The sequence below is a fragment of the Macrococcus brunensis genome (assembly GCF_022343725.1).
Lineage (GTDB): Bacteria > Bacillota > Bacilli > Staphylococcales > Staphylococcaceae > Macrococcus > Macrococcus brunensis.
On the sequence record NZ_CP092179.1, the window covers coordinates 533,276 to 547,663 of the forward strand.

Genomic DNA, 14,388 nt, shown 5'->3' on the forward strand with positions numbered 1-14,388 from the left:
TGTATTTAATTAAACAAAAGGGGGCCATCATTTGAAAAAGAAAGTGATTTCATCTGTCTTAACACTGGGAATTATTTCATCTGGTACTGCATTTGCAAGTGATTATTATAAGGGGACGGGCTTTGACAGTGTCATTGCAAATGAAGACCGTTTAATCGAGATGCTGAAGCAGGAAGGTGTCTTGAAAGAAAATGCATCGCGTGCTGAAGCAGAAAAAGCAGTCAAAGCTTATGTGAAAAACAAAGGGGAAGCAGCGACTGAAAAAGTTAAAAATGAAGGCAAGTTCGTTAAAAAGTTCAAGAAAGTGACGGATCAATCTAACAAAGCAAAAGACAATCGTTTCACTAAAGGAAAAGGGCAGAAAAAAGGACATGCAAATGTTCTGAAGCCTGTGCAATTAGAAGAGTATAACGGCGAAAAACGAACAGATAAAGTGCTGCTTCTCGCTATCGACTTCCCGGATTACAAGAACTCAACAATCACAAAAGAAGAAAGTGATATGTTCTATGAAGATTACCCAGTAAATCATTATCAGCAGATGGTGTTCGGTGAAAAAGGATTCAAAGGACCGAATGGTGAGAATCTGCTGAGTATGAAGCAGTTCTATCAGAATCAGTCTGGTGGCAGTTATGATATCGAAGGAGATGTCCATGGCTGGTACACTGCTGACCATCCGGCAGCTTATTATGGAGGCAACTATCCGGACGCAGATGGCAGTGATGCCCGTCCGAAGGAACTTATAAAAGAAGCACTTCAAAAAGCGGCGCAAGATCCAACACTTGATCTGTCAGACTATGACCACTGGGATCGTTATGACCTTGATGGAGACGGTGTGCTGAATGAAAAAGATGGAATCGTTGACCACGTTATGATTATCCATGCTGGACCGGGTGAAGATGCAGGTGGTGGCCGTCTTGGTCCGGATGCTATCTGGTCTCATCGCTGGAGTCTGGACTTCAACGAACAGGGTGAACCGTATACGATTCCAGGTACAAAATCAGGACTGGACCAATTTGGAGGCGAGCTTGCTGTCATCGACTACACAATTGAACCAGAAGACGGTGCGACCGGGGTATTCGCTCATGAGTTCGGCCATGACTTAGGACTCCCGGATGAATATGATACGATTTATTCTGGTAAAGGTGAACCTGTCTCATTCTGGTCTATTATGTCAAGCGGTAGCTGGGCAGGTAAAATTCCAGGTACTGAACCAACTGGTTTTGATGCTTATATGAAAGAACTGCTTCAAAACTACCACGGTGGTAACTGGCAGACTGGTAGTGAAATTGATGTTAAAGACGTCACTTCCACTCCTCAGGCGTTCACATTAGATGAGGCTTCAAGCAAAGGGACAAATGATGATGCTGTTAAAATCACATTACCTGATAAAGAAACACAGGTTGTCAAACCAGCTGAAGGCACTAAAACCTATTTCAGTGGGGCAGACAATAATCTTCTGACATCTATGACGACAACTGTCGATTTAACAGGAAAACAATCAGCAGATTTATCATTTAAGGCATCATATGATATCGAAAAAGGTTATGACTATGCATATGTACAGGCCTCTACAGATGGTAAGAACTGGACTAATCTGGCTGGTAACATCACAAATAATGATGATCCTGAAGGTGCAGGTGCCAATGCCGGTAACGGTATTGATGGTACAAGTGACGGCTGGGTAGATGCTAAGTTCGACCTGTCAGCTTATGCAGGCAAGAAAGTTCAGCTGCGCTATCTATATGTCACAGATGCAGGTTCTATCGGCACTGGTCTCTATATTGATGACATCAAAGTAAACGCTGATGGAGGAGTAGTGCTCGCAGATGGAGCAGAAAACACTTCTAAGTTTGAACTGAATGGTTTCACTGTCTCTGATGGTAAGAAGTACAGCAAAAACTATTATCTGCTTCAATGGAGAAGTCATCATAAGATTGATGAAGGACTGGCACATATTAAACGTGCAGGTAACTTAATGAGCTTCAATCAAGGCTTAAACGTCTATTATGTTGATGAAAGCTATTCTGACAATCATGTCGCAAAACATCCGGGATACGGCTATATCGGAATTGTCGATGCAGACCAGAATCCACTGAAATGGAACGGTGCAACGGCATCATATGCATCGACTCAGTACCAGGTCCGCGATGCTGCGTTCAGCATGACTGCACAGGATCCACTCAAATTAAAACTTGATGATGGATCAACGCTTGTTGATGACAGCCTGAAATCAAGTGTGCTTTTCAATGATCAGAATGATTACTCTAATCCAGCCCAGCCGCATGCAGGAAAAATCCTGCCGCAATATGGACTGAAAGTGAAGGTAGTCGCAGAATCTAAAGATAAATCAGTCGGAAAAGTCATCGTCTATAAATAAAAAAATGCCACTTCGGTGGCATTTTTTATTTGCTATAATAGAGACGAGGTGAGGAGATGAAATATATAGAGACGGACCGGTTGGTTTTAAGAAACTGGCAACAGAAGGATCTGCCGTTGTTTCAGCAGATGAATGCTGATGCAGAAGTCAGACGTTATTTTCCTGACAGACTCAGCTATAAACGTTCAGAAATCGTTTTTCAGCAGATGCAGCGCGATATTGAAAAAAACAATCTCGGCTTATTTGCAGTAGAAGAAAAAGTAACTGGAGCGTTCATTGGTTTTATTGGTATGCATCTACTGGAGAAGAATAAGTGGTTCTCACTTGAAGAGATGCCCTTTTATGAGATTGGCTGGCGTCTCAGGAAAGAGGCGTGGGGGAAGGGCTACGCAACTGAAGGCGCCAAAGCTGTACTTTCTTATGGAAGAAAGATGACAGACCTGCCTATATTCAGTTTGACCAGTGTCAGAAATCTGCCGAGTATTCGTGTCATGCAGAAGATCGGCTTCTCTGAATATAGAACGTTTAATCACCCGATGATTCCGTCTGGCCATCCCCTCGAAAAACATGTCCTTTATAAGGATCAAATATGATACTGATCAGTAGCTGTTTAGTAGGACAGCCGGTTCGCTATGATGGCCGCAATCAGCTTGATTTACGGCTCAGACAATGGGTAGAGGATGGTAAAGCAATGCCCGTCTGTCCAGAAGTGATGGGTGGGCTGCTAGTCCCAAGAGAACCTGCAGAAATAGTGGGAGGAGACGGTGAAGCGGTCTGGCAAGGTGACGGTCGCGTCTTGACTGTTTCCGGTCAGGATGTGACAGAACAGTTCAAACAGGGTGCGCTTCAGACGCTTGAAATATGTCAGAAACATCAGGTAACTATGGTGATTTTAAAGGAAAATAGTCCGAGCTGTGGTAGTCATATGATTTATAATGGTCAGTTTGACGGCACGAAACAAGCGGGACTAGGTGTGACTTCAGCACTTCTTAAACGTTACGGCATTCAGGTTATCAATGAAAAAGACCCTCTAATTGAGGGTCATTGCTTTGATTAATGCATCAGGTTCTTCTTCAAGGACTGCGAGCGACAAATAGCGCTCGTCTAAAAAGCCTCTGTCATGCATTTCAACCAGCATCTGATAAAGGGTATGGTAATAGCCGTCTATATTGAAAATACCAATGGGCTTGTGATGAAGTTCCAGCTGGGCCCAGGTGAAGATTTCAAAAAATTCTTCCAATGTACCTGCACCGCCGGGCATCATAATAAAGCCGTCTGAGTAGTCTGCCATCATTTTTTTGCGTTCATGCATATTGTCGACTATATGAAGTTCAGTCAGCCCGTTATGTGCGACTTCTTTATCTCTCAGAAAACCTGGAATAACACCTATGACTTCACCACCACTCGCGAGTACGCTGTCAGCAATAACACCCATCAGCCCCACGTTGCCACCGCCATATACTAAACGGATGTTGTGATCGGCGAGATAAGTGCCTAATTTTTTTGCCTGTTCTGTATAAATATCAGCCCCTAGTCGGGAACCGCAGAAGACTGCTACTGATTTCATAGAAAAAATCCTTTCTAAATATGTTATCATTATGGCAAGAGGTGACGGTATGATCAGAATTATGAAAGTAAGCCCTGGGATGGAGATTCCGTTAGAACGTTATACATTATCACTCAGTCAAATGAGATTTTCCGGCCATCCAAAGTATATCATCAATCGAAAAAAAGCGGATTATCAACCTTTTGTCATATTAAAAGATAATGAAGTGATCGGCGTATTTGCACTGGAAACGGGCAGCATCCTGAAGACCATGGGTGCAGGCTCAGATGCCATCTATTTACGTGGTTTATCTATCTCAAGTAGTCAACAAGGGAAAGGCTATTTCAGACAGGCGTTAAAAGCGATAGAAAAATACTGTGCAAGTCTGAATAAGTCAGAACTCTATTTGATGGTCAATGTAAAAAATGATAATGGCTATTATGCGTTTATTAAAACAGGTTTTATTGACCGTAAACGAATCGTCCGTCAAGGGTTACTTAACTTAAAAGTATTATCAAAAACCATCCAGAATCATTGATTAAGGATGGTTTTTTCTAGTTGTTCTTTAAAATAGGCTTTATCAGCTGGTGACAAGGCTTTAGGGCCTTTCGTACGGATACCTGCTCGCCGCATCTGCAGCGTTGTATGACGTATCGTGAGCAACTGGTCTATATTATCTTTCGTATAGAGTTTACCGTTATGATGAAGAATGATGGCCTTTTTATTAAGAAGTAGACTCGCTAGACCGTAATCCTGAGTAATAACGATGTCACCGGGACGAGTCAAAGCGACTATTTTATAGTCCGCACTGTCTGCACCGTCATCGACATACTGTACAGACACAAAATCAGGATAATGTTTACTTGTATAATGATTAAAATTTCGTACTAATATGACGTTAAGCTGATGGTTATCGGCTAGCTCAATAATTTCAGCAATGACCGGACAGGCATCAGCATCTACGAGAATCGTCATTTAGTATTTGCCGCGTCGCTCGATATGAGCAGCCATCTGTTCACGGTGTTTCTCGAACAGTGGTGCATTAGAGTAATCCTCATCATGACCAAAATCATAAACTGTTTCTGGTATCTCTACTTTTGATGTTTGACGTGAAGATGTGAAAGCGCTGAGGATAGAAGATTTGCCTGCTTCTTTTCTCTTTGTTTCTTTTAATTCAGTTTTATGTTTCTTTTTTGCTTCTTTATCAGCTTTCACCAGATTTTCTTTCATCTGCTTCTGGCGCTCTTTCAGTCGTTTGTCTTCATCTTTCTGACGTTGACTGATTTCTTTTTCAAGCTGTTTGCTCATCTGTTTAGTTTGTTTAACTTTTTTGTTCTCTGCACGGTTTTCCTGGATGTTCTGTGCAGTCGACGCAACAAATTGAGAAGCAGCTACGGTCTTATCTTTGACATTTTTAGTTGTCTGAACGACTTTCTGAGTTGTATCAACAGTTTTGTCTTTCGCTTTGACAGCGACATCTTTTGTAGCGATAGCAGTATGAACCGTTTTATTTTTAACGGCTACATAGTCAGGGTTTTCCTTTAAGCGGTGGCGTTCATTGATTAAAGGTACAAGTATAAGAGCTCCTAGGTTTACAGCTGTTTTGATTTTATCATTCATCATCATTCTCTCCTTCATAAGGTCATATTAATAACTTCATTTTACCCTTAATAAGTTTAAAATAAACGGCTGTCACAAGGACAACCGTCTATTTACTCTTCAATATTGTTCGCGATTTTATTAGTTAAATACATTAAGTGTTTGTAATCTGCGTAAGTGATACCGGAATGAACGAGCATTTCCTCAGGTATCTGATTGATTTGCTCTATCAGATCTTTACCTTTAGATGCTAAATGGACAAGTACGATTCGTTCATCCTCACTTGAACGGCTTCTGCTCACTAAATCAGCTATCTCCATCTTTTTAATAATGGGCGTGATTGTGCCGGACTGAAATGCCAGTCTTTCACCCAGTTTAAGCACAGGCATGCCATCTGATTCATTCAATACCATGAGAACGAGATACTGCTGATAACTGAGGTCATAAGGTTTCAGCAGTATGCGATTATAATATTTAATCATTTGACGCTGCGCATGATAAAGATAATAGTCAAGCGAAGATAATTTATTCATAGGTACTCCTTAAAGATAAAAATTAAATCCCTTTACCGATACCGAAACCGAAGTACAATACAGCAATGATTGCAACAAGTACCAGTCTGTAAATGGCGAATGGAATCAGTTTGACACGGTTGATCAGGTCGAGGAAAAGTTTAATAGATAAAATCCCAAAGATAAATGCAAAAATAAAACCTAAAATATAGAACCATGTCTGATCAGCATGTATATACTGATAATTACTGATTAAACTTTTAGCGCTGGCAGCAGCCATAATAGGAACAGCCATCATAAAAGTGAAATCAGAAGCTGCTTTATGATCAAGCTTTGTCAGTACACCTGCAGAAATGGTAGAACCAGAACGTGAGAATCCTGGCCAGAGAGCAAGGATTTGAACGAGACCGATAATGAAGGCCTGACGATAAGTGATACTGTCTACTGTCTGAGGATGCTGAACTTTTTTCGCATAGATATCAGCAACAATCATCAGAATAGCACCGAGCGCAAGTCCTACAAGAACAGTGGGAACAGAGAATAAATGTTCATCGATGAAATCATCAAATAATAGGCCGGCAATACCTGCTGGCAATAAACCGATGATGATGTGAGAAAGTTTAAGACGACGCTCCGAACGTTCTGCTTTAAAACTGAGCATATCAACGAAACGATGTCTGAAAATCCATGCCGCAGCCAGTATTGAACCAAGCTGAATAACAATTTTAAAAGTATTGGCAGATTCTTTTGATCCGAGTACTTGTGCTGAATGCAGCCACATATCATCCACTAAAATCTGATGACCTGTAGAAGAGACAGGTGCAAATTCAGTCAGACCTTCAACAATCCCTAAAATAATCGCTTTTAACAGTATAAAAAATTCCATATCTTAACCACCTTGTGTCTTATCATTTTCTTTGACAGTATACCATATCAGCATATAATAAGAATATTTTTAACAGTGAATGAGTATAAGCGTATTATTTTTGTTTTGCGTATTTATCATTATAATATAACTGAGGATGTGAAATTGTGAAATATTTAACAAGTTTATCTAAACGTTATTTTTATATACATGGTTTATTGTTTATAGCTTCTATTTTACTTGCTTCTATTATTATTATGCAGAGTTTAAATATCGGACAGCTGATTGACGGTGTGCTGCATCAAAATATTCCGTATCAATTGTTAGGAATTATTCTCGCTATATTAATAGGAAGAAGTGTGCTGCATTTTTTCATTAAGTGGCTCGGTGTCGTTCTCAGTTCTAAGATTAAGCATCAGCTGCGCCGCTCGCTTATCAATGATAAACAATCTGCTGCTGATGCACTGAACCTGTCGACTGAAGGAATAGAAGGCATAGATAGTTTCTATGCAGATTATCTGCCGCAAGTTTACCGCTCGGCCATCATTCCTTTAGTCATCATTATTTTTCTGCTGTTCTTTCATCGGAATGCCGCTTTTATCATGATGATTACGGCACCTTTTGTACCGTTATTTTATATCATCATCGGTATCAACACAGCAAAAAAAGCGACGGATCAGATGACTGCACTCAATCAGTTTTCCAGTTATTTTCTTGATGCTATACGCGGCATCGTGACGATTAAACTGTTTAATAATGAAGAGCGTGTTAAACAGGATATCGCAGAAAAATCTGAAGGGTTCAGAGAGAAGACGATGATTATTCTGAAGACTGCATTTCTGTCTACACTGATGATTGAATTTATCACTATGCTCTCCATCGGGATCATCGCCCTGGAAATAGGACTCGGCCTGATTGTTTTTAAGACGATTTCTTTCTACACGGCTATTGTAGTGCTGATGCTGGCACCGGAGTTTTATAATGCACTCAAAGATTTAGGTGCTGCCTTCCATACAGGCAAACAGGCAGAAGGCTATGCAGAACTTCTTGAAGAACAGGACACAGAGCGTATTCAGTATGCATATACAGACCGTGATTCTATTAGAATGGATACTCAGCTCAACTATTCAAACTTCAGTATGCAGATTCATGACGAATTACCGATTCGTCATGCTGTAATATTCGGTCCAAGCGGAGCAGGCAAGTCAACCTTCGCTAAAATGCTGTCAGGAATAGAGAATCATGGCCACGGCCAGATTGAACTGCCTGCTTATCTTGAAAATAACCTGATTTATATGTCCCAGCAGCCTTTTGTGATGAATGATACACTTCGTCATAATGTCACGATGTTTAATGCGATTTCTGAAGAGGCACTTTATTCTGCTGCGAAACAGGTCGATATGCTGGAACGAATCGAGGCTCTGCCTCACGGGTTTGATACAGTCCTCGGAAGTGGCGGCGAGCAGCTGTCTGGCGGAGAAACCCATAGACTGATGCTCATGCGGGCGCTATTAAATCCGGCGGCGATGATTATTTTTGATGAACCGACCGCGATGCTGGATGCACAGACAGCAGAAATTGTAAGAGCAACGTTAAAAGGGCTCAGTAAACAGTCGGTGCTTTATACGATTGCGCATCAGCGGGCGACCATTCAGTCAGCTGACTACCTGATTTATATTGAAGGAGGCAAAGTGTCACATGGCACACGTGCAGATTTCAGTCATCAGGAATTCTATCAGGCGGTGATGCAAAATGTTTAAATGGATTGATAAAAAAACTTATCGCTCGCTGTCACTTGCTATTCTAATAGGCGTGATTGGTGGTTTAACGGCTATCGGTATGTTCAGCTTGAGCGGTCTGATGTTGTCTAAAAGTGCATATGGTGTTCCACTCTATTCACTGATGATTCTTGTAGCTTCCATCAAACTGCTCGGAGTGGTGCGGGCAGTTGCAAGATATTTTGAACGTCTGATCAGCCACGATGCTACCTTCCGTATGCTGAAAGAAGTCAGAGTAAGTGCATTTGACCAGCTGATGCTGGACTTTGTCAATTTACATCAGAAATGGCGTCTATCAGAACTGCTGCAGCGGACAGTCAATGATATCGAGAAACTGCAGAACGTATTACTGAGAGTTATCTATCCGCCGGTGGTCGTGTTACTGACTGCACTCAATGTCTGCGTCATCTATGCTTTTTATGACTGGCAGGCAGTCGGTGTCATCGCGGGTGTCATGCTCATCATATTAGGGGTGCTGCCTCTGGTTTTCAGCCGGATGCTCAGCGGACTGACAAACCGGACAAGAAGCAGTCAGACTGATTTTATGGATACTCTCGCAGACTTTAACCTAGGCCGCGAAGATTTAGCCGTCTTCGATCAGCAGGGCCATTATGCACAGAGACTTCTAACAGCTCAACATGAATTTGAAAAAAATCTTCTGCGTGAAAAGCAGCTGATAGCAATCTACGACTGGCTGCTCAATTTGTTCAGTATGCTGGCCATCTGGGGCGTACTCTATGTCATGCTGGACCGCACTGTACTGATGTATGCAAGTATCGTCATGGTGACTATCACCCTCTTTGAGATGGCTATTCCAATGACTAATTTTCCTTTCTATTACCAGGAAACGAAGCGGGCGAGTGAACATCTGCTGACATTTTCTGCACCGGAAGACCAAATCCGGCCGGCACACGTCCTGCCGATTGAACTCAAAAATCTTCATTTTATTTATCCCGGACAAGTTCGTCCGGTATTAAATGACTTGACTATGACTATTCGTGAAGGCGAAAAGATAGCGATTGTCGGCAGCAGCGGCTCAGGTAAGTCTACTTTGATGAGTCTTTTATCAGGACTTTACTCAAGTGATATGCTGGCAGACGGACTCTCGATGCAGGACATCGACCGTGAAAGCTATATGAATGAACTGAATGTGATGCAGCAGAAGAATCATTTCTTCCAGGGCACTGTGCAGGATAATCTCTTCAGTCAGAATACTGAAGCGATTAATCAGTATTTAGAAGCATTCCATTTACCTTTTTCAGCAGACAGCGCAATCAGTGAATTTGGGCGTAATTTATCGGGTGGTGAACGCCAGCGACTGCACTTTATCAGATTATTGCTCAGAGATAGACCTCTATGGCTGCTCGACGAACCGTTCAACGGTATCGATGTTGTAAACAGACAGCTGATGATAGAACAGATTCTCAAGCAAAATACAGTGGTCGTCATCAGTCATGAACTTGAAATCTTACAGGACTTTGATATGATTTATGTATTGGAAGATGGAAAATTGATGGAGTCTGGACATTTCGAGTCATTAATGGAGAGACGAGGCATTTTCTATCAGAATGTTTTATTGGAACGTCAGAGAATCAATTAGGAGGACAACATGACAAAAATAGCATGGTTAGTCGATACAGCGGCTGGATTTACGAAAGAAGAAATTGCAGAACATGCTCTGTATGTAGTGCCGATGGGTCTGATCTTAAATGACCGCAGTTACATCGACCAAGTCAATCTGTCATCAGAGGAGTTTTATCAACTTCTGAAACAGTACGGTGAAGGTGCTAAATCCTCTCAGCCGAATTTTCAGGCGATGCTGGATACGTATCACAAAATAAAAGAAGATGGATATGACGCTGTTATCGCTGTCCACCCGACGAGTGAACTGACAGGTTCTTATCAAAATTCTCTGACCGCGAGCAGCGAAGTAGAGATAAAGTCAGCTGTTATAGATTCGCGTACCGGTTCTTATCCTTATAAGAAAATGGTGCTGGAAGGTATGGCACTGACTGAAAGCGGAGAATCTTTTGAGACGGCAGTCAATCATATTAAAAAACGAGTAAATGACACTGTCCTCTATCTGCAGCCCAAAAATCTGCAGCAGGTCAGAAGAAGCGGTCGACTCAGTGCCTCCCAGAGTTTTTTAGCAGGTCTTCTCAGTATTCAGCTAATTTTAAGCCTGGAAGAAGGAAAAATCATTCCTTACGAAAAAGTCAGAACGCGCAAAAAAGTATTTGAGCGTATGATTGAAATAGTGGAAGAAGCCATTGAGAAAGAACAACTTAAAGAAATCTGTGTATTGAATTCAGGTGATCAAGAAGAAGCACAGAAATATGTAGAACGATTACAAAAAGACTATCCGGAACTTATTATTCATGAGGATTATATGGTTGCAGTCGCAAGTGTGCATACGGGATATGGTACTGTATCTGTGGGCTGGCTTAAAAATTAAAATAACCTGAGCATCTGCTCAGGTTATTTTGTTATTCATATTATCGACCATTTTATCCAGCAATGCTTTCAGTTCGTCGATTTCTTTGTCTGAAAGGATATCCGCATCTAGTAGAACGTCAGTGCAATTCTGGAGCGGTTTCTGAATTGCACGACTTTTGTCTGTGAGATGGATGAATACTTCCCGCTGATCAAGTTCAGAGCGCTCGCGAACAATCAGTTCATTTGCTTCCATACGTTTGAGAAGAGGAGAGATAGTACCTGTATCAAGTGCCAGCTCCTCTACGAGTGTCTTGACATTGACAGGTGAAATCTGCCAGAGTATGGAGAGAACGAGGTACTGCGGATAAGTAAGATTATATTGTTTAAATACTTTATTAGTATAGAAGCGATTCATCTTACGCTGTGCGTTATAGAGACTGAAACACAGCTGTTTGTCGAGCTTAAAATTATCTGACATTGAGTTCCCCGCCTTAAATATTTTCTTGGTAGTATGATACTTAATAACCTTATTATAAAAACGTTTTTAATTCAAGGCAATAATATTTGAATAACATGTAAATGTAATTAAAAACTGTATGCTGGAGGAATTTATGAATAAGATTAAACTTTACATTATTAGCGGTTTTTTAGGCAGTGGTAAAACCACATTGCTGAAACAGATGTTAACACAGTGGCAAGGTCAGAAAGTTGCAATTCTGATGAATGAGCTCGGACAGTTTAATGTAGATTCTACTATATTAGGTGATGATACACCGATGAATGAGCTTCTGAACGGCTGTATCTGCTGTGATTTAAAAAGTGATGTCGAAGTGCAGCTACATGATATCAGACACCGACATCAGCCGGATATCATCATTATTGAAGCAACAGGTGTCGCGCATCCTGTTGAAATTTACGATGCATGCCTTGCACCGTCTTTAACAAGTTACATTCAAATACAGTCCATATTGACATTAGTCGACGGGCCCCGTTTTCTTGCTCGGGCCAAATACAGTGTGACGACTGTTCAATTAATGGAGGAGCAAGTCCGCTATGCGCACAGTGTGATGATTAATAAAAAGGATCTGATGACAGAAGACGAGATAGATTTAGTCAGACAGCAGATTCAGCAGCTCAATTCGACTGGTGACATATATGTCACTTCTTATTCAGCTGTACCGGATTCAGTATTTGAATTAGAAGGGGAAAAGCGTGAGTCTCATCAGCATCTGCATCATGGCATCCAGTCGATGGTGTATACATTTTCTGCTCCTGTCGATAGCCGTCAATTTGTCAACTGGCTCAGAGAGTTACCGGACAGCGTACTAAGAATCAAAGGCTATATCAAGTTCAGAGAGAATCCCGGTCAGGTCGTCCTGTTTCAATATTCATACGGCATCCCGCAGTATGAACCTGAAGACATGAACCTGCCGCTTAAGCTTGTTGTAATCGGTGAGCAGCTGGACAAAAATAAAATATTGGATCAGCTGGATCAGCTGCAATTCAGTTAAGACAATCAGGTGATTGTCTTTTTTTTGATTATTGATGAAAGTTTTTGAATGTTTTTGGTAGTTTTTGATTGATTTCTGTAAACGGTAACATTATACTAAAGGGGAGATAAGGGGGTCAGATAATGCTTACTGAAAAACGTCATGAGATCATCTGTGACATGCTCAGTCAACATGACATTGTCACTTTACAGCAACTGACAGATACAATAGGCAGCAGTGAATCTACTATTAGACGAGACTTATCTGCACTGGAAGAAAAGGGTCAATTAATACGAGTCCACGGGGGTGCTAAACAAGTAGCAGATCTGCAGGATACACAGCTTGAAATCAAGACGACAAGATTTGTCCGTGAGAAAGATGAGATAGCGAAACACGCAGCTGCACTGATTAATGACGGTGCCTGCATCTATCTTGATGCCGGCAGCTCGACACTTGCCATGATTCCTTATTTAACCCAGCAGAATCTGACAGTCATCACCAATAGCGTGATTCATGTGACGGCACTTGTTGAACGAGGGATTAAAACGATTATGATCGGCGGTTTTGTCAAGCAGAATACGATGGCTAATGTCGGCTGTTCTGCTGAAGAGATGCTGAAAACTTTTAATTTTAATCTGGCTTTTATCGGTGTGAATGGTGTAGATGCTGATAAAGGGTTGACAACCCCTGATCCGGAAGAAGCGGCGATTAAACGTCTAGCTATCAACCAGAGCGTCAAGAGCTATTATCTGGCTGACGAATCGAAATTCGACCAAGTGACATTTGCGACGATTACACCCCTCAGTGAAGGAAGTATTATCACCAATCATCATTCTTATAACAATCAATATAATAAATATATAAAGGTGGGATAGCATGATCTATACCGTGACTTTAAATCCGTCAGTCGATTATATTGTGTTCACTGATACGATTAAACTAGGTGAACTCAACAGAGCAGGACAAACTTATAAGTTTGCAGGCGGCAAAGGTATTAATGTATCGCGTGTTCTGAAATCACATGGTGTTGAATCGACAGCACTCGGCTTTACAGGCGGGTTTCCTGGAGAGTTCATCAAAAACAGTCTGCAGGAAGCAGATATTATGACGGACTTTATTGAAGTAGCAGAGGATACACGAATCAACATTAAACTAAAAGGTGCATCTGAAACAGAAATCAATGCGCCTGGTCCAGCAGTGACAAATGAACAGACAGAGCAGCTGCTTGAGCAGATTAGGAGATTATCTCCTGAAGATACACTGGTGCTCGCGGGCAGTATTCCTTCTTCAATGAATGCAGATATCTATCGTAAAATAGCGCAGATGTGTCCTGGAAAACTTGTTGTAGATGCAGAGAAAGATTTGCTGTTATCGGTACTTGATAGTCATCCTGAGTTCATTAAGCCGAATAAAGCAGAGCTTGAACAGATTTTTGATAGAAAGCTTGAGACAGTCGATGAAATTAAAGACTGCGCAAGAGAACTCATTAAGCAAGGTGCCAAAAATGTCATGGTTTCACTTGGCGGGGAAGGTGCTTTATTTGTGAGTGAATCACTTGTCTACAAGGCGGAAGTACCTAGCGGCAAAGTGGTCAATACAGTAGGTTCAGGAGACTCTACAGTAGCAGGTATGATAGCGGGTATCGCCAGAGGACTGTCTCTAGAAGAGAGCTTTAAGCTGGCTGTTGCTTCTGGGACAGCGACTGCATTTACAGAAGATCTTGCAACGAAAGAACAGATAGATAACGTATTATCAGATATTAAATTGACGATTGTCTAAAAATAA

16 protein-coding genes are annotated in these 14,388 nt (G+C 41.4%); 10 read left to right on the forward strand and 6 right to left on the reverse strand.

The annotated features are described in order from the left end of the window. Nucleotides 1-31: 31 nt before the first annotated feature. From MGG13_RS02880 to MGG13_RS02890, 3 genes are read left to right on the forward strand one after another with little or no spacing between them, the layout of a single operon-like run. Complete coding sequence (locus MGG13_RS02880; RefSeq protein ID WP_239035308.1) at nt 32-2,377, forward strand: immune inhibitor A domain-containing protein; 2,346 nt, start codon at nt 32-34, stop codon at nt 2,375-2,377. Between the two features lie 56 nt (nt 2,378-2,433). Then, nucleotides 2,434-2,970 (forward strand): GNAT family N-acetyltransferase, encoded by a 537-nt coding sequence (locus MGG13_RS02885; RefSeq protein WP_133430888.1) that lies wholly within the window; start codon nt 2,434-2,436, stop codon nt 2,968-2,970. Further along, nucleotides 2,967-3,434, forward strand: a complete 468-nt coding sequence (locus MGG13_RS02890; protein WP_239035309.1) for a 2-thiouracil desulfurase family protein — start codon at nt 2,967-2,969, stop codon at nt 3,432-3,434. Before MGG13_RS02885 ends, MGG13_RS02890 begins: the two co-directional genes overlap by 4 nt. Here the strand turns inward: MGG13_RS02890 and MGG13_RS02895 are convergent. After that, complete coding sequence (locus MGG13_RS02895; RefSeq protein WP_133430886.1) at nt 3,408-3,944, reverse strand: LOG family protein; 537 nt, start codon at nt 3,942-3,944, stop codon at nt 3,408-3,410. The two genes, MGG13_RS02890 and MGG13_RS02895, sit on opposite strands and share 27 nt — an antisense overlap. Nucleotides 3,945-3,993: 49 nt before the next feature. Between MGG13_RS02895 and MGG13_RS02900 the strand changes: the two genes are divergently transcribed. Then, nucleotides 3,994-4,461, forward strand: coding sequence for a GNAT family N-acetyltransferase (locus MGG13_RS02900; protein ID WP_239035310.1), 468 nt, complete (start codon nt 3,994-3,996; stop codon nt 4,459-4,461). Here MGG13_RS02900 and MGG13_RS02905 read toward each other — a convergent pair. From MGG13_RS02905 to MGG13_RS02920, 4 genes are all read right to left on the reverse strand, one after another. Then, complete coding sequence (locus MGG13_RS02905; protein ID WP_239035311.1) at nt 4,455-4,898, reverse strand: YaiI/YqxD family protein; 444 nt, start codon at nt 4,896-4,898, stop codon at nt 4,455-4,457. The genes MGG13_RS02900 and MGG13_RS02905 overlap by 7 nt on opposite strands. Beyond that, entirely contained in the window at nt 4,899-5,543 is a 645-nt protein-coding gene (locus tag MGG13_RS02910) for a hypothetical protein (RefSeq protein WP_239035312.1), read from the reverse strand. Nucleotides 5,544-5,635: 92 nt separating this feature from the next. After that, complete coding sequence (locus MGG13_RS02915; RefSeq protein ID WP_133430882.1) at nt 5,636-6,055, reverse strand: MarR family winged helix-turn-helix transcriptional regulator; 420 nt, start codon at nt 6,053-6,055, stop codon at nt 5,636-5,638. Between the two features lie 22 nt (nt 6,056-6,077). Next, the gene (locus MGG13_RS02920; protein ID WP_239035313.1) at nt 6,078-6,920 is read right to left on the reverse strand and encodes an undecaprenyl-diphosphate phosphatase; all 843 of its coding nucleotides are present in this window, start codon (nt 6,918-6,920) and stop codon (nt 6,078-6,080) included. 146 nt (nt 6,921-7,066) lie between these two features. On the opposite strand from MGG13_RS02920, the gene MGG13_RS02925 reads away from it, so the two are divergent. Genes MGG13_RS02925 through MGG13_RS02935 form a run of 3 tightly spaced genes read left to right on the forward strand, consistent with a single transcriptional unit; the run spans nt 7,067 to nt 11,132 of the window. Next, entirely contained in the window at nt 7,067-8,659 is a 1,593-nt protein-coding gene (locus MGG13_RS02925; protein WP_239035314.1) for an ABC transporter ATP-binding protein/permease, read from the forward strand. Continuing rightward, a complete protein-coding gene (locus MGG13_RS02930) occupies nt 8,652-10,277 on the forward strand; it encodes an amino acid ABC transporter ATP-binding/permease protein (RefSeq protein ID WP_239035315.1) in 1,626 nt (541 codons plus the stop codon). The genes MGG13_RS02925 and MGG13_RS02930 overlap by 8 nt, the downstream gene beginning before the upstream one ends. Nucleotides 10,278-10,286: 9 nt before the next feature. Beyond that, nucleotides 10,287-11,132: a DegV family protein gene (locus MGG13_RS02935; RefSeq protein ID WP_239035316.1), complete on the forward strand. Its 846-nt coding sequence runs from the start codon at nt 10,287-10,289 to the stop codon at nt 11,130-11,132. Between the two features lie 18 nt (nt 11,133-11,150). Here MGG13_RS02935 and MGG13_RS02940 read toward each other — a convergent pair whose 3' ends face one another. Then, nucleotides 11,151-11,591 carry a MarR family winged helix-turn-helix transcriptional regulator gene (locus tag MGG13_RS02940; protein ID WP_133430877.1) on the reverse strand — a complete coding sequence of 147 codons (441 nt, stop codon included), beginning with the start codon at nt 11,589-11,591 and terminating at the stop codon, nt 11,151-11,153. A gap of 133 nt (nt 11,592-11,724) precedes the next feature. Between MGG13_RS02940 and MGG13_RS02945 the strand changes: the two genes are divergently transcribed. The 3 genes from MGG13_RS02945 to pfkB all read left to right on the forward strand — a co-directional run bounded on the left by MGG13_RS02945 (nt 11,725) and on the right by pfkB (nt 14,382). Continuing rightward, a complete protein-coding gene (locus MGG13_RS02945) occupies nt 11,725-12,624 on the forward strand; it encodes a CobW family GTP-binding protein (RefSeq protein ID WP_239035317.1) in 900 nt (299 codons plus the stop codon). A gap of 122 nt (nt 12,625-12,746) precedes the next feature. Beyond that, nucleotides 12,747-13,478 carry a DeoR/GlpR family DNA-binding transcription regulator gene (locus MGG13_RS02950; protein WP_239035318.1) on the forward strand — a complete coding sequence of 244 codons (732 nt, stop codon included), beginning with the start codon at nt 12,747-12,749 and terminating at the stop codon, nt 13,476-13,478. A 1-nt stretch (nt 13,479) separates the two neighbouring features. Next, nucleotides 13,480-14,382 carry a 1-phosphofructokinase gene (gene pfkB / locus MGG13_RS02955; RefSeq protein ID WP_133430874.1) on the forward strand — a complete coding sequence of 301 codons (903 nt, stop codon included), beginning with the start codon at nt 13,480-13,482 and terminating at the stop codon, nt 14,380-14,382. Nucleotides 14,383-14,388: the final 6 nt, after the last annotated feature.

What these genes read in the sequence shown, in the direction of transcription:
- MGG13_RS02885 (WP_133430888.1), top strand. Translation starts at nt 2,434, where the DNA reads ATGAAATATATAGAGACGGACCGGTTGGTTTTAAGAAACTGGCAACAG.
- MGG13_RS02890 (WP_239035309.1), top strand. Translation starts at nt 2,967, where the DNA reads ATGATACTGATCAGTAGCTGTTTAGTAGGACAGCCGGTTCGCTATGAT.
- MGG13_RS02895 (WP_133430886.1), bottom strand. Translation starts at nt 3,944, where the DNA reads ATGAAATCAGTAGCAGTCTTCTGCGGTTCCCGACTAGGGGCTGATATT.
- MGG13_RS02900 (WP_239035310.1), top strand. Translation starts at nt 3,994, where the DNA reads ATGATCAGAATTATGAAAGTAAGCCCTGGGATGGAGATTCCGTTAGAA.
- MGG13_RS02905 (WP_239035311.1), bottom strand. Translation starts at nt 4,898, where the DNA reads ATGACGATTCTCGTAGATGCTGATGCCTGTCCGGTCATTGCTGAAATT.
- MGG13_RS02910 (WP_239035312.1), bottom strand. Translation starts at nt 5,543, where the DNA reads ATGAATGATAAAATCAAAACAGCTGTAAACCTAGGAGCTCTTATACTT.
- MGG13_RS02915 (WP_133430882.1), bottom strand. Translation starts at nt 6,055, where the DNA reads ATGAATAAATTATCTTCGCTTGACTATTATCTTTATCATGCGCAGCGT.
- MGG13_RS02920 (WP_239035313.1), bottom strand. Translation starts at nt 6,920, where the DNA reads ATGGAATTTTTTATACTGTTAAAAGCGATTATTTTAGGGATTGTTGAA.
- MGG13_RS02930 (WP_239035315.1), top strand. Translation starts at nt 8,652, where the DNA reads ATGTTTAAATGGATTGATAAAAAAACTTATCGCTCGCTGTCACTTGCT.
- MGG13_RS02935 (WP_239035316.1), top strand. Translation starts at nt 10,287, where the DNA reads ATGACAAAAATAGCATGGTTAGTCGATACAGCGGCTGGATTTACGAAA.
- MGG13_RS02940 (WP_133430877.1), bottom strand. Translation starts at nt 11,591, where the DNA reads ATGTCAGATAATTTTAAGCTCGACAAACAGCTGTGTTTCAGTCTCTAT.
- MGG13_RS02945 (WP_239035317.1), top strand. Translation starts at nt 11,725, where the DNA reads ATGAATAAGATTAAACTTTACATTATTAGCGGTTTTTTAGGCAGTGGT.
- MGG13_RS02950 (WP_239035318.1), top strand. Translation starts at nt 12,747, where the DNA reads ATGCTTACTGAAAAACGTCATGAGATCATCTGTGACATGCTCAGTCAA.
- pfkB (WP_133430874.1), top strand. Translation starts at nt 13,480, where the DNA reads ATGATCTATACCGTGACTTTAAATCCGTCAGTCGATTATATTGTGTTC.